General features: G+C 69.4%; 15 protein-coding genes. 1 reads left to right on the top strand and 14 read right to left on the bottom strand.

All coding sequences use genetic code 11. The annotated features are described in order from the left end of the window. Window positions 1-5 precede the first annotated feature (5 nt). From AB0H88_RS32010 to AB0H88_RS31970, 9 genes are all read right to left on the bottom strand, one after another. A complete protein-coding gene (locus tag AB0H88_RS32010) occupies window positions 6-491 on the bottom strand; it encodes a GyrI-like domain-containing protein (protein WP_357651001.1) in 486 nt (161 codons plus the stop codon). A gap of 14 nt (window positions 492-505) precedes the next feature. After that, window positions 506-1471 carry a sigma-70 family RNA polymerase sigma factor gene (locus AB0H88_RS32005; RefSeq protein WP_357650999.1) on the bottom strand — a complete coding sequence of 322 codons (966 nt, stop codon included), beginning with the start codon at window positions 1469-1471 and terminating at the stop codon, window positions 506-508. Beyond that, a complete protein-coding gene (locus AB0H88_RS32000; protein ID WP_357650997.1) occupies window positions 1432-2250 on the bottom strand; it encodes a MerR family transcriptional regulator in 819 nt (272 codons plus the stop codon). Before AB0H88_RS32000 ends, AB0H88_RS32005 begins: the two co-directional genes overlap by 40 nt. An 80-nt stretch (window positions 2251-2330) precedes the next feature. After that, window positions 2331-2942 carry a PH domain-containing protein gene (locus AB0H88_RS31995; protein ID WP_357650995.1) on the bottom strand — a complete coding sequence of 204 codons (612 nt, stop codon included), beginning with the start codon at window positions 2940-2942 and terminating at the stop codon, window positions 2331-2333. Beyond that, window positions 2939-4012 carry an adenosine deaminase gene (locus tag AB0H88_RS31990; RefSeq protein ID WP_357650993.1) on the bottom strand — a complete coding sequence of 358 codons (1074 nt, stop codon included), beginning with the start codon at window positions 4010-4012 and terminating at the stop codon, window positions 2939-2941. Before AB0H88_RS31990 ends, AB0H88_RS31995 begins: the two co-directional genes overlap by 4 nt. Before the next feature lie 72 nt (window positions 4013-4084). After that, a complete protein-coding gene (locus AB0H88_RS31985) occupies window positions 4085-4648 on the bottom strand; it encodes a hypothetical protein (RefSeq protein ID WP_357650992.1) in 564 nt (187 codons plus the stop codon). Between the two features lie 40 nt (window positions 4649-4688). Next, complete coding sequence (locus tag AB0H88_RS31980; protein ID WP_357650990.1) at window positions 4689-5045, bottom strand: cupin; 357 nt, start codon at window positions 5043-5045, stop codon at window positions 4689-4691. A 4-nt stretch (window positions 5046-5049) separates the two neighbouring features. After that, complete coding sequence (locus AB0H88_RS31975; protein ID WP_357650989.1) at window positions 5050-5745, bottom strand: hypothetical protein; 696 nt, start codon at window positions 5743-5745, stop codon at window positions 5050-5052. A gap of 163 nt (window positions 5746-5908) precedes the next feature. Then, window positions 5909-7315 carry an MFS transporter gene (locus AB0H88_RS31970; RefSeq protein ID WP_357650987.1) on the bottom strand — a complete coding sequence of 469 codons (1407 nt, stop codon included), beginning with the start codon at window positions 7313-7315 and terminating at the stop codon, window positions 5909-5911. A gap of 87 nt (window positions 7316-7402) precedes the next feature. Between AB0H88_RS31970 and AB0H88_RS31965 the strand changes: the two genes are divergently transcribed. Continuing rightward, window positions 7403-7789 (top strand): MarR family transcriptional regulator, encoded by a 387-nt coding sequence (locus AB0H88_RS31965; RefSeq protein WP_357650985.1) that lies wholly within the window; start codon window positions 7403-7405, stop codon window positions 7787-7789. 69 nt (window positions 7790-7858) lie between these two features. Here AB0H88_RS31965 and AB0H88_RS31960 read toward each other — a convergent pair whose 3' ends face one another. Genes AB0H88_RS31960 through AB0H88_RS31940 form a run of 5 tightly spaced genes read right to left on the bottom strand, consistent with a single transcriptional unit; the run spans window position 7859 to window position 13578 of the window. Continuing rightward, a complete protein-coding gene (locus AB0H88_RS31960) occupies window positions 7859-9154 on the bottom strand; it encodes a thymidine phosphorylase (protein ID WP_357650984.1) in 1296 nt (431 codons plus the stop codon). Continuing rightward, the gene (locus AB0H88_RS31955) at window positions 9154-9549 is read right to left on the bottom strand and encodes a cytidine deaminase (protein WP_357650981.1); all 396 of its coding nucleotides are present in this window, start codon (window positions 9547-9549) and stop codon (window positions 9154-9156) included. Before AB0H88_RS31955 ends, AB0H88_RS31960 begins: the two co-directional genes overlap by 1 nt. Then, the gene (locus AB0H88_RS31950; RefSeq protein ID WP_357650979.1) at window positions 9546-10835 is read right to left on the bottom strand and encodes an ABC transporter permease; all 1290 of its coding nucleotides are present in this window, start codon (window positions 10833-10835) and stop codon (window positions 9546-9548) included. Before AB0H88_RS31950 ends, AB0H88_RS31955 begins: the two co-directional genes overlap by 4 nt. Next, a complete protein-coding gene (locus AB0H88_RS31945) occupies window positions 10832-11971 on the bottom strand; it encodes an ABC transporter permease (RefSeq protein WP_357650977.1) in 1140 nt (379 codons plus the stop codon). Before AB0H88_RS31945 ends, AB0H88_RS31950 begins: the two co-directional genes overlap by 4 nt. Beyond that, window positions 11971-13578, bottom strand: a complete 1608-nt coding sequence (locus AB0H88_RS31940; RefSeq protein ID WP_357650975.1) for an ABC transporter ATP-binding protein — start codon at window positions 13576-13578, stop codon at window positions 11971-11973. The genes AB0H88_RS31945 and AB0H88_RS31940 overlap by 1 nt, the downstream gene beginning before the upstream one ends. Between the last annotated feature and the right edge of the window lie 2 nt (window positions 13579-13580).

The following is a 13580-nucleotide window of genomic DNA, read 5'->3' as shown; positions in this document are numbered from 1 at the left end:
AGCGGTCAGGCCAGGCGGAACTCCAGGTCGGTGTCCCAGTTGTTGAGGTCGGGCTCGACGCGGGGGTCCGTCTGGTAGAGCTCCAGGCGGCAGCCCCAGTGCTCGGTGTCGCCGTCCCGCGTCATGTCCCACTTGAGGCCCTGCTCGGCGCCCCAGGTCAGGAGGTTCTCGATGACGCCTCTGAGCTGGTCGGGGTGGCCGTGGTGGCGTACCGTCGCGTAGCGTCCGGCCGGCAGGTGAGCGGCGAAGATGTCCCCCTCGCCGGCCACCGGGGCCGCCACCGGCACGCCCGCCTCGACCTCCAGCCGGTCGGCCGGCATGTCGATGGCGAGGTACCTGAGGAACGGCGCCCCGGCGGGCGCCACACCGCGCTCGGCCAGCCAGCCGATCAGCTCGCCGATGCGGTCGGCCACCAGGCCGAAGGTGGTCATACTGATGGTCCCTCGGACCCCCACGTAGGGGCGGTCGGGGTGGTCAATGATGTTCGGCATTGTTCTGCCCTCCTTCACTCACCTATACGAGGCGGGCCGTCGAAACTCATCGGCAGGCCGAAGAGCGGGAACAGCCGTGTGTCCAGGTACGTGGTCGTCGCGCTGACCCGGTCTCCCGACACCTCGACGACCAGCAGCGCGAACGGCTCGCCCCCCAGGTACTGCCCGAACGCCGGGGAGCCGTTGGCCGTGCCCGCCGGGACCAGGCGTGAGCCGCCGCAGGGCGCGTCCGCCGCGAGCATGGCCTCGCGGATATCCTCTCGGCCCCGCAGCCACCACGCGAACGGCGGCATCGACATCGTGGCGTCCTCATGCAGCAGCGCGACGAGCCCCGACACGTCGTACCGCTCGAACGCCTCCACATACCGCTCCAGCAACCGCCGGTCCACCTCGCCACCGCGGGCAGGCACCTCGGAAAGCGTCGCCCTGGCCCGCCGCACAGCGCTGTTGACCGAGGCGACGCTGCTCTCCAGCAGCTCCGCCACCTCGGCCGCGCTCCAGCGCAGCACGTCGCGCAGGATCAGCACCGCCCGCTGCCGTGGTGGGAGGTGCTGCAGCGCGGCCACGAACGCCAGCCGTACCGTCTCCCTCTCGACGGCGAGCTCGGCCGGATCGGAGGTGAGCACCCGGCTGTCGGGAATCGGCATGATCCAGGCGTGGCCGGGCAGCGGCGGGCCGAAGTCGGGGCCCGGTGACCCGGCGGGGCCGAGGTCCATCGCCCGCGCCCGCCGCTGAGCGCCCCGCAGCATGTCGAGGCAGACATTGGTGGCGATGTGGAACAACCACGCGCGGAGCGGCGCCCGGTCAGGGTCGTAGCGGTCGAGGGCGCGCCATGCTTTAACCAGCGTCTCCTGCACCGCGTCCTCGGCCTCGAACCCGGAGCCCAGCATCCGGTAGCAGTAACCGGTCAGCTCGGCACGGTGCCGCTCCAGCTCCTCCACTAGACCGGGGCCACCTCGATCTGGAGCTCCGTCACCCATTCGGCCAGGTCGTCCGGGCAGTGCAGGGAGATCTCCCTGGCCAGGCCGGTCGACCGGTAGCCGTTCGCCTCGATCCAGTGCGCCAGCGCCTGGAACGTCGGGCCCACCTCCTCCATCGGGCCATGATGGATGATCGTCGCCGCCGTCTCGATGCGCGGCAGAGTGACGATCTGGAAGTCGTACCCGTCCCGCGTCTCCCCCGCGAAGGGGAAGGCGGCGTGCACCATGACCGCGCCGTCGTCCTCGGGGATGTAGTACGCGATGCCGGGGCCCGCTATGGCCACCTGCGCCGCCTCCAGCCGCCCGCAGAGCTCGACGAACAGCGGCTTGATGACCGGCCCGATGTCCTCGCCCTCGTAGCTGGCGGCCCGCGCGCTGAGTTCGGCGACCCTGGTCGCGGCGACCTCCTTGAGCACGACCTCGTCCGTCTGCATGTGACCCTCCGTCTCGATGGTCCGGAGCCTCGCCTCGACGCCGCGCAGCCTGGCCAGGTCGGCGCTGATCCGCGCCTCCAATTGAGCGCGGCGCAGGCGTACCATGCCATGTAGCTCCTCCGTGCTGACCTTGTCGTCGAGGATCGTCCTGACCTGCTCCAGCGTGAAGCCGAGGTCCTTGATCGCGACGATGCGGTTGAGCCTGGACAGCTGCGCCGCCTGGTAGGAGCGGTAGCCGGTGGCCGGGTCCACGTGCGCGGGGCGCAGCAGCCCGATCGCGTCGTAGTGGCGCAGCATGCGCACGGACACGAGCCCGAGCCTGGCGAAGTCTCCGATACTGAACATGACCTCTCCAGGTGTAGGGCCTGACACGGTGTCAGGGTCAACAACCCCGTGTCAGCCCATCACGACCGTGGCTGGGTGGCTCAGCCGATCACGACCGCCATCACCACGAGTGCGATCGCCGCGGCGAGCACCGCGAACGAGTCGATCGCCCAGCTGGCGCGGGCGGGCGGGGACTCCACGTCGCGGCGGCGGGCCGACTCCGCCCGCTCGGTGATCTGCTGCCCCACCCAGTCGGCGTGCGTCTTCCCGGCGAACGCCTCCGCGGCCGCCTGCTCCGCCTTGCTCAGTGTGGGCTCGGTCTTGAAGCGACCGCGTTCCTGCCTCGGCGTGGCCCGGCGCTGCGCCCTGGCCCGCTCACGCGCCGTGCTCATCGGCGTCCACAACCGCAGCACCTGCTCGGCGCCGTAGCGGACGTTGATGGTGTGGGAGACCACCACGTCGTTGACCGAGGCCCAGGGTACGAACGTCGAGCGGAGCGGGTTGCGCCCCACCAGCCCTTCCTCGGTCACCACGGTCGCGGGGCGGAGCGCGACCAGGTAGACCACGGCGGTCAGCGCGCCCAGCACGGCGCCCGCCACCAGCGAGGGCTTGCCGTTGTAGCGGGCGGTCAGATCCCAGATGTTGAAGGCGACGAACGCCAGCCACACCCAGCCGAGCACGAAGGCGGTCTTGGAACGGTAGGTCTCTTTCACGACTGCCACTTCATCCGCGCGAATCCAGGCTTGATCACACCGTTGATCAGCGCCAGCCGCTCATCGAACGGGATGAACGCCGACTTCATCGCATTGACCGTGAACCACTGCAGATCATCCCAGCCATAGCCGAAAGCCTCCACCAGCTTGTCGAACTCCATCGACACGCTGGTGCGGCTCATCAGCCGGTTGTCGGTGTTGACCGTCACCCTGAAGTGCAGGCGGCGCAGCAGCCCGATCGGGTGCTCGGCGATGGAGTCGGCGGCTCCGGTCTGCAGGTTGGAGGTGGGGCACATCTCCAGGGGGATGCGCTTGTCGCGGACGTACGCGGCCAGGCGGCCCAGCTTGGCGGAGCCGTCGTCCGACACCGAGATGTCGTCGATGATCCGCACCCCGTGCCCGAGCCGATCGGCGCCGCACCACTGGATGGCCTGCCAGATCGACGGCAGCCCGAAAGCCTCGCCCGCGTGGATCGTGAAGTGCGCGTTCTCCCGCTGCAGGTATTCGAACGCGTCGAGGTGCCTGGTGGGCGGGTAGCCCGCCTCGGCCCCGGCGATGTCGAAGCCCACCACCCCGCCATCCCGGTAACGGACGGCCAGCTCGGCGATCTCCATCGAGCGCGCCTGATGCCGCATCGCGGTCAGGAGCGTGCCGACCTTGATCCCGCGCCCCTGGGAGCCCTGCCTGAACCCGTCCAGCACCGCCTCGACCACCTGATCGAGGCTGAGCCCCGTAGTGGTGTGCTGCTCGGGAGCGAAACGCACCTCGGCGTAGACGACCCCGTCGGCCGCCAGATCCTCGGCGCACTCGGCGGCGACGCGGGTCAGTGCCTCACGCGTCTGCATGACGCCAACGGTGTGCTGGAAGGTCTCCAGGTAACGTTCGAGCGAGCCTGAGTCGGCCGCCTCCTCGAACCACTCCCGAAGGTTGTCCGCGTCGGTCGTGGGCAGTTCGCCGTAGCCGGAGTCGCGAGCCAGCCCGACGATGGTCTCGGCCCGCAGGCCGCCGTCGAGGTGGTCATGCAGCAGCACCTTGGGCGCCCGTCGGATCTCGTCAAGCGTGGGCCTCATCCGCCCATGATATGCGTCTTCCACCGACGAACTCCCGGCTCCAACTGGGCCGACATCGGCCCGTGTCGCCGATCACCCCACGGCGGTCAGGATCGCGTCGAACTTCTTGGTGAGCTTGGTGGCGGTGCTCTTGTCGGCGTTCACGAAATAGACGCTCACCAGCCGGTCAACGCTCTCCACCAGCCCCTCCACCACGGCGCCGCCACGGTCGCACACGACCGCGCCGTCGGCGGCCGCCGACTTGCGTATCTTGCCGTCGTACCCGGTGCACGACTCGGTGAAATCCTGACGAACGGCGGCGACGTCCTTCCCGCCGACGGTGTCGGTCCTCAGCACCAGCGGATCCGACCCCGCCTGCGGAGCGTCCGCCGCCGTGTAGAGACACACGCTCGCCTTGACCGATTCGAGGGTCTCCAGCGGGTGGTCGTCCCTCTTCTCCTTCAGCTCCCAGCTCAGCGACGTGGCCTTGGAGAGCTCTTCCACGATGAGCGAGCAGCCGCCCGTCGTCTTGGTGTTGCCGCCTTTGGCCGTCTCCGCGTGGGGTCCGCATCCCGCGAGCAGCACACCGGCGATGGCTAAGCCGAGCGCATACGCGCGAGCGGCGGGCCCGCGCCTGGCGAGGGGCATACGCGTCATGGCGGAGCCTCCAGATCTCTTGGGCGCCCCGGCGAAGCTGTCAAGCCTCAGCGCGACCGGCCGTGTCCGGGGAGAAGGCGGGCAGGCAGACGGCGATGTACTCGGCGCCGTCCGGGCCGGTGCGGTAGCGGATCTTCTCGCCCGGGTCCGTGACGATGGACTGGCCCGCCGTGACCTCGGTCGTGCCGTTCGCGTGTTCGACCAGGAGCGTGCCGCGCAGGACGACGGTGTATTCGGTGAACGAGGGCGTCTGGGCGGGCTCGTCCCAGCCGGGCGGGGCGACCATGTGGGCGATGGAGATCGCCTCGTCGCCGCTGTTGACACGGCCCACGTGCTCGTCGATGAGCTTGCCGCCGGGCACCGGGATGCGAGTCGCCGCTTCGATCTTTCTGACCACCAGGTCAGTGTGCCACGTCGATGACGAGCCGGTCGGGATCGGACTGCTCCTTCAGCTCGAACGCCGCCTGATGGTTGAGCACCAGGCCGACGCCGACGCGGCCCTCGAAGTCGCCGGTCTTGACCACATGCGTCACGTTGCCGAGGTTGGCCGGGAAGATGGGGCCGCCCTTCCAGGTGGGCCGGCCTTTGGCGTCGTGTGCGTCGGCGGGCGCGAGGATGAGCTGGAGGTACGCGCCGCCCGGGAGGTCGAAGTCCTCGCCTGAGCCGTCCTGCAGCAGTTTGTCTACCCATTTGACGTTATAGCCGGGCATGGAGCCCTTGAGGTCGATCACCACGCGGTCGTAGGTGTCGTGGGCGGCGTAGCGGACGGCCCGCACGACGGCCGGATCACCGGTGTTGTGCCGTACGTCCACCTCGACCGTGCTCGTCGGCGCCGCCTCCCGCGTGCCCGTGTCGACAGAGACGGAGGTGGAGGACGAGGAGGTGGAAGTAGAAGTGGAGGTCCGACCGTTCGACGTCGATGGAGTAGCCACCCTGGGTGGGGTGGTGGGCTCGGCCGACGCGCTCGTGGTCGCGCCGCTCCCAGCGCCGCCCGGCGGGACCGTACCGCACGCGGTCAGTACGACGAGACAGGCGAGAGCGGCGGCGTGGGCCGGGCGGCGTCGCGGCGGATGCCCGAGCGCGGGTGACGGGCGCATACCAGATTGATTCCCCAGCACAGCGGACCACAAGCGGCGCGGCGCGCGAGTGGCACGAACATGGGCCACCCATGGACGACGCGTGGGGAGCACAAAGAGCGAGAAGGCCCCGCGCGGTACGCGACCGCGCGGGGCCCTGCCAACGAATCGGACGCCTAGATCGTCAGACCGTCTCGTACGCCTTGGCCTCTTCCTGCGGGGCCGCCACCGGCTTGCGTACCCGCAGCCCGGTGGCCGAGATCGCCACGCCGACCAGCGCCAGCACCAGCGACACCACGATCGCCGAGCGGAGCGACTCGATCGACATGGTGGTGCCGCCGGCGGTCAGCACCGCCGAGACCACGGCGAGCACGATCGCGCCGCCCACCTGGCCGGAGGTGTTGAGCAGCCCGGAGGCCAGTCCTTGCTCGTCGTCGTGCACGCCGTTCGTGGCCTGGATGTTCAGCGGCGCGAACGACAGCGCGAACGCGATGCCCAGCAGCAGCATGCCGGGAATGACCAGACCGCCCAGGCTGGGGTGCTCGTCGATGCCCAGGAACATCGCGTAGCCACCGGCCAGCGCCGCCGCGCCGATGATGGTCAGCTTGGTGGTGCCGAACCTGTCGGCGAAGTCGCCCATCTTGGTCGAGGTGATCGCGACGAGCAGGCCGGCGGGCAGGAACGCCAGCGCGGTGCCCAGGGCCGACCAGCCGAGCAGGTTCTGGAAGTACTGCATGGCCACGAACTGGAAGGCCACGTAGGAGCCCATCAGGATGAGCAGACCCAGGTTCGCCCGGACGAGCGAGCCGGAGCGCAGGATGCCCAGTCGTACCAGCGGGTGCCTCATCCGCAGCTCGGCGAAGACGAACAGGCCGAGCAGCGCGGCGACGGCGACCAGCGAGCCGATCGTGCGCAGCGAGGTCCAGCCGGCCTCGGGCGCCTGGACGACGGTGAAGACGAGCAGCAGCATCGAGGCGGTGATCAGCACGGCGCCGATCAGGTCGTGGCCGCCTTCGGCCCGCTCCTCCTCGCCGCGCGGCAGCACCTTGAGCGCGGCGATCAGCGCGATGATCGCGACCGGCACCGGCATCAGCAGCGTCCACCGCCAGCCGATCTCGGTCAGGAGACCGGACAGCACCAGCCCGAGCGAGTAACCACTGGCGCCACACGCGGTGAAAATGCTGAGTGCCTTGTTGCGCTCAGGCCCCTCGGGAAACGTGGTGGTGATGATCGAAAGCGCGGCCGGCGCGGTGAAGGCGGCGCCCACCCCCTTGATGAACCTGGCCGCGATCAGCAGAGCGCCGTCGTCCACCAGACCACCGAGCAACGACGCGACGGCGAAGACACCCAGCGCGACCAGGAACACCCTGCGTCGCCCGAGCAAGTCGGCGGTCCTGCCGCCCAGCAACAGAAGACCGCCATAACCGAGCACGTAGCCGCTGACAACCCACTGCAGAGAAGAGGTAGAAAGGCCCAGGTCGTGCTGGATGGCGGGCAGCGCCACGCCGACCATCGACACGTCAAGGGCGTCAAGGAAGATCACTGCACAGAGCACGGCGAGCGCGCCCCAACGGGATGAGTGAGAGGACATGAGTCAGTACACTACATGCATCCGCATCTAATGCAACCGCATTTAATTCCGTTGCATAAGTTTTAGCGAAGTGGTAACCTCCGCGACATGGACGAGGAGTTCGTGGTCGGGACCTGGCACTACGTCCTGGCGAAGCACGCCAAGGCGATGTGCTCGCTGGAACGCGAGCTGGGTGACAAGCACGGCCTGGGGCCGAGCGAGTTCGAGGTGCTGGACCGGATCGTCCATCACGACAAGAAGCTCCGGATCCAGGAGCTCTGCGACGAGGTTCACCTGAGCCAGAGCGCGCTGTCCAGGGTCGTGGCGCGGCTGGAGAAGGCTCAGCTGGTCTCGCGCGGGGTGTGCGACCAGGACCGCCGTGGCGTCTTCGTCTGCATCACCGAGGCGGGGAGAGCACGCCACAAGGAGGCCCTCCCGACGCAGCGCGCCGTGCTCGCCGACATCTTCGCCGACGCGCCTGTGCTCGTACGCTGAGGCTCAAGCGCCTGTGCTCGTACGAGGCTCAAGCGCCTGTGCTCGTACGCTGAGGCTTAAGCCCGTGTACTAGGCCGTGATGCGGTCCATCACCAGAGGCAGCACCTCGGCGCTCCCTGACCCGACCTCGTAGCCGCCCCGCAGCGCCGCCAGAGCCCGCTCGAAGCGACCCGTCTCGTCCGCGTGCAGGGTCATCAGAGGCTGCCCCGCACGCACCAGGTCACCCGGCTTGGCATGCAGCACGATGCCCGCCCCGAACGACACCGGATCCTCCTTACGAGCCCGCCCCGCCCCCAACCGCCAGGCCGCCAGGCCGACGGCATAGGCGTCCAGGCGTGACAGGACCCCCGAGGACGGCGCCTCGACCACCATGGTCTCCGCCGCCCTGGGCAGGATCGCGTCCGGGTCGCCGCCCTGGGCGGTGATCATCCGGCGCCAGGCGTCCATGGCCGAGCCGTCCGCCAGCGCCCGTGCCGGGTCTGGACCGGAGATCCCGGCCGCCTCCAGCATCTCCCGCGCCAGCCGTACGGTCAGCTCCACGACGTCCGGCGGCCCGCCGCCCGCCAGGACCTCGACCGACTCCTCGACCTCCAGGGCGTTGCCCACGGCGCGGCCCAGGGGGCGGTCCATGGCGGTGAGCAGGGCGACCGTGCGCACGCCCGCGTCGGTGCCCAGCGCGACCATCGTCTCGGCCAGCTCGCGGGCCCGCTCCGGCGTCTTCATGAACGCGCCCGAGCCCACCTTGACGTCGAGCACCAGCGAACCGGTGCCCTCCGCGATCTTCTTGGACATGATCGACGAAGCGATGAGCGGGATCGACTCGACCGTGCCCGTGACGTCGCGCAGGGCGTACAGCTTCTTGTCGGCAGGGGCGAGGCCCGAGCCGGCGGCGCAGACGACCGCGCCCGCCGAGCGCAGCACCGAGAGCATCTCGTCGTTGGACAGCGAGGCCCGCCAGCCGGGAATCGACTCCAGCTTGTCCAGCGTGCCGCCGGTGTGGCCGAGGCCACGGCCCGAGAGCTGCGGGACATAGGCGCCGCACGCGGCCACCAGCGGTGCGAGCGGCAGCGTGATCTTGTCGCCGACGCCGCCGGTGGAGTGCTTGTCGGCGGTGGGCCGGTCCAGCGCGGACCAGTCCATCCGCTCGCCCGAGCGGATCATCGCCTGCGTCCAACCGGCGATCTCGCGCCGGTTCATGCCGTTCAGCAGGATGGCCATGGCCAGCGCGGACATCTGCTCGTCGGCGACCGCGCCGCGGGTGTAGGCGTCGATCACCCAGTCGATCTGGGCGGCCGTCAGTTCGCCACCGTCCCGCTTGGCGACGATGACTTCAATAACGTCGACCTCTATGACGTCCATGGACATCAGGCGGACCTCGACAGGTCGTCGGGGCCGAAGGCGTAGGGCAGGATCTCAGCCATTCGCTTCGGCCCGTCCACGGTCTCGACCAGCAGTTCCTCGCCGCCGAACTCGAAGAGCAGCTGCCGGCAGCGCCCGCACGGCATCAGCAGCTCCCCGTGGCCGTCCACACAGGTGAAGGCCACCAGCCGGCCGCCGCCCGAGGAGTGCAGCGCCGAGACCAGGCCGCACTCGGCGCACAGGCCCAGGCCGTAGGAGGCGTTCTCGACGTTGCAGCCGGTGATGACGCGGCCGTCGTCAACGAGCGCCGCCGCGCCGACCGGAAACTTGGAGTAGGGCGCGTACGCGTTGTGCATGGCCTCGATGGCCTCCGTGCGCAGGCCGTCCCAGTCGACGTTCAATGCTGTTCCCCCCGGCGATAGCGCACGCCGTCGGCCTTGGGCATCCGCAGCCGCTGCGAAGCCACCAGGAGCACGAGCAGCGTGAGCACGTGTGGTGTGATGAAGACGAACTCGTTCGGCAACTTGTCGACGGTCAGCCACAGCCAGATCAGCACGATCATGCCCGCGGCGGCCGCCGCGATCAGGTTGTACTCCCTGGCGCCCCTGGTGACCATCTCCGCGGGCTGGCCGGACGACAGCAGCGCGCGCAGCTTGGCGGCGATGTAGATGAGCAGCAGTATGGCACCGAACAGGAAGAACGACGTGACGGGCGAGCTGGTCCCGGAGCTGCGCAGTTGCAGGGCGTCCGCGTACCCGAACAGCGCGGCGCCCGCGCCCAGCCCGCCAGGGCGCCAGTTGCCGAAGATCATGGCGGCCAGGCCGATGAACCCGCGGCCCGCCGTCTGGCCCTCGACGTACTTGGTGGTGATGAAGACCAGGAAGACCCCGCCGAGCCCGGCGAACGCGCCGGAGATGACGACGGCCACGTACTTGATCAGGTAGACGTTCACGCCCAGCGACTCGGCCGCCCACGGGTTCTCGCCCGCCGAGCGCAGCCGCACGCCGAACGCCGTACGCCAGAGCACGAAGAACGTCAGCGGAAGCAGCAGCACGGCCAGGATGACCAGCACGTTCACCTCGTGGGTGAGCCCGCGCAGGATGCCCGCGAGGTCGGAGACCAGGAACCAGTGGGTGCGCTCCAGGCTGCCGAGCCAGTCGGGACCCGACGAGAACAGCGGCAGGCTGGGCGTGGGCGCCTCCGACGACATGGCCGGCGAGGTGGTGATGCCCGCGCCCGCCGCCGCCGCGGCGGTGCCCTCCTTGTAGAGGACCTCCGACAGGAAGCGGGTGATGCCGGGGCCGAGCAGGTTGATGGCGACGCCGCTGATGATGTGGTCGACGCCGAACGTCACGGTCGCCACCGCGTGGATGAGGCCGCCGAGCGCGCCCGCGATCAGCCCGGCAACCAGCGCGGCCATGAAGCCCCACTGGTATCCGGCCCAGCCGGCGAACCACGTGCCGAGCACCATCATGCCTTCGAGGCCGATGTTGACCACGCCCGCCCGCTCGGCCCACAGGCCGCCGAGCCCGGCCAGGCCGATGGGCACCGACAGCATCAGGGCGGCGTTGAAGGTGCCGGACGAGGTGATGTCGTCCTGCCCGGAGACGACGCGGACCACCGACATGACCAGGATGAGCACGGCCACGCCGATGAGCGCCAGGTGATATCGGCTGACCTTTGTCATGCTGCCACCTCAACGGGAGTGTTCCTGCCGAGCTGCTGTGCGGCCCGCCGTTCCTCGCGCCGCAGCGCGATCCTGCTGGTGATCTCGTTGGCGATGACCACCAGCAGCACGATCGTGCCCTGCATGATCATGATGACCGAGGGCGGCACGTTGGCGAACTGCAGCGGACCCTGTGCCCGGTCCAGGAAGCCGAACAGCAGCGCCGCGATGGCGATGCCACCGGGTTTGTTGCGGCCGAGCAGCGCCACGGCGATGCCCAGGAAGCCCAGTCCCGGAGTGAAGTTGGAGCCGAAGGAGTGCTTGTCGCCGAGGATCTCCGGCATGCCGATCAGCCCGGCGATCGCGCCGGAGAGCACCATCGCGGAGATGACCATCTTCTTCGGGCTGACGCCGGAGGCCAGCGCCGCCGAGGCGTTGAGACCACTGGCCTTGACCTCGAAACCGAACCGGGTCCGCTCCAGCACCACCCAGAGCCCGATGCCCAGCAGGACGGCCACCAGGAGGAAGCCCCACAGACCGCCGCCGCGGGGCGCGGGCAGCCCGAACATCTCGAACACGACATTGAGGTTGGGGAACCAGGCCGACTGGGGCAGCGTAGGCGTCGTGGTGGTGAGCACTCCCTTGGCCCGCTCCCCCGTGAAGGGGCCACGGACGAGGAAGGCGGCCAGGTTGATCGCGATGTAGTTCAGCATGATCGTGGCGATGACCTCGTTCACCCCCCTCGTCACCTTCATCACGGCGGGGATCAGCGCGTAGAAGCCGCCCACGGCCATCGCCACCACGATGATCACCGGGATCTGGATCCAGGCGGGCGCCGCGAACGTGGAGCCGACGTACGCGGCGCAGACGGCCGCGATCCGGTACTGGCCTTCCACGCCGATGTTGAAGAGGTTCATCCGGAAGCCGACGGCCACCGCCAGGCCCGCGATGAACAGCGGCACGGCCCGGTTGAGCATGGTCACGATGCCGTTGACCACCGCCCGCTCGGTCTGGCCGAAGTCGAAGAAGGCGGCGAACGCGGCCTCGGGGCTGGCCCCCGCCGCGATGATCGCGACGCTGGAGATCACGATCGCCAGGACGATGGCGGCGATGGCGCCGGCGACCGTCAGTAGCGCCCGGTAGAGCCCGGCGGGCATCACATCTCCTCAGTGCTGGTGATGGCGCCGGTCATGTAGCCGCCCAACCGCTCGGGTGTGACGTCGGACGGGTCGAGGCGGGCGACGAGCCGCCCGCCGTAGATCACCCGCAGCGTGTCGGACAGGCCGATGAGCTCGTCGAGGTCGGCCGAGATCAGGAGTACGGCCAGGCCCGCCGCCCTGGCGTTACGCAGGTGGTCCCAGATCGCGGCCTGCGCGCCCACGTCGACGCCGCGGGTGGGGTGGGCGGCGATGAGGAACTTCGGCTCGCCGCTCATCTCACGCCCGACGATCAGCTTCTGCTGGTTGCCGCCCGACAGGGCCAGCGCCAGCGTGTCGACGCTCGGTGTGCGGACGTCGTAGTCCTTGACGATGCGTTCGGTGTCGGCTCTGGACGAGCGCCGGTTGACCCAGATGCCCTTGCGCGCGGGCGGTCTGGTCTGGTGGCCGAGCACCCGGTTCTCCCAGAGCGAGGCCTCCAGCAGCAGACCCTGGCGGTGGCGATCCTCAGGGATGTAGCCGATGCCCGACTCACGGCGTTTGAGGGTGGACCAGGTGCTGATGTCGGCGCCGTCGAGCGAGATGTCGCCGTGCACGGGCCGCATGCCCATGATGGCCTCGATCAGCTCGGACTGGCCGTTGCCCTCGACCCCGGCGATGCCCAGGATCTCGCCCTTGTGGATCTCGAACGACACGTCGTCGAGGAGCAGCCGGCGGCCCTCCGCGCGGAGTTTCTCCACGTACAGGGGGATCGAGGTGCCCTTGGGCACCGGGCGAAAGCCGTCGGCCTCCATGGTCAGGCCGGACACCTTCAGCGCCATCTCGTCGGTCACCGTGGACTCGCGGGTCTCGGGCGTGGGCAGCTCGCTGCCGACCATGAGCTCGGCCAGCTGTCGCGCGGTGACCTCGGCCGGGTCGACGCTGGCGACCGTGGTGCCGCGCCGGATCACGGTGATCGCGTCGGCGATGCTGAGCACCTCGTCGAGCTTGTGGGAGATGAAGATGACCGTCAGACCTTCGGCCTTGAGCTCGCGCAGGTTGTCGAAGAGCTCGTCGACCTCCTGGGGTACGAGCACCGCGGTCGGCTCGTCGAGGATCAGGATGCGCGCGCCACGGTAGAGGACCTTGAGGATCTCCACTCGCTGCCGGTCACCGACGCCGAGGTCCTCCACCAGCCGGTCGGGGTCCACCCGCAGGCCATGGCCGGCGGCCAGCTCGCTGATGCGCGCGCGGGCCCCGGCGGAGTCGAGCCGGCCGCCCTTCTTCGGCTCGGCGCCGAGGACGATGTTCTCCAGCACGGTGAAGTTGTCGGCCAGCATGAAGTGCTGGTGGACCATGCCGATGCCCGCGTTGATGGCGTCGCTCGGCGTGCGGAAGGCCACTTCCACACCGTTCACCTTGATCGTGCCCTCGTCCGGCTTCTGCATGCCGTACAGGATCTTCATCAGGGTGGACTTGCCCGCGCCGTTCTCCCCCACGATCGCGTGCACCGTGCCGGGTTCGACGGTGATGCGGATGTCATGGTTGGCGACGACGCCGGGGAAGCGTTTGGTGATGCCCTCCAGCTCGACGGCGGGTTGCACCGCGGCGAGGGTGTCGGCGTTCACAG

Source organism: Nonomuraea sp. NPDC050680 (assembly GCF_040654555.1).
GTDB lineage: Bacteria > Actinomycetota > Actinomycetes > Streptosporangiales > Streptosporangiaceae > Nonomuraea.
This window is presented reverse-complemented; position numbering and strand designations above follow the sequence as displayed.